General features: G+C 31.8%; 1 protein-coding gene. It reads left to right on the top strand.

Annotation, left to right across the window (positions count from 1 at the left end; translation table 11 throughout):
* A partial coding sequence (locus OJ995_RS13535; protein ID WP_264369917.1) for a carboxypeptidase-like regulatory domain-containing protein occupies positions 1-431 on the top strand: 431 nt, incomplete at both ends.

Here is a 431-nt window from a genome sequence, read left to right as displayed (position 1 = left end):
GAACCAGTAAATACATCAAAAGACGATTTTGCATTCACTTACAACGCTACTAAGAAAGTTGGCTTCTTCTCAAGTAACAGAGATGGAGTAGACAATATCTACAAAGCAGATCCGATTTGTAATTTTAATTCATATATTAAAGTAATAGATGAGAAGACTGGAAAAATAATTGAAGGAGCTACTGTTGAAATACTGGACAATGATATGAAAGGTATTACTTCAAATCTTACAAATGATAAGGGTGAGGCTGTTTTTAATTTAAAGTGCATGCCGGCTTATATAAGTTTTGCGTCAAAATCTGGATATGAAACGAGTACTCATTATAAAGTTGAAATTCCTGAAAATGAATTTGGTCAAGATGTGTATTTTCATATTACACTAAACCCAATCATGCCAATCATCACAGAGAAAGAAGTTATTTTACAACCAAT

Source organism: Flavobacterium lacisediminis, from assembly GCF_025909975.1.
Lineage (GTDB): Bacteria > Bacteroidota > Bacteroidia > Flavobacteriales > Flavobacteriaceae > Flavobacterium > Flavobacterium lacisediminis.
This window is presented reverse-complemented; position numbering and strand designations above follow the sequence as displayed.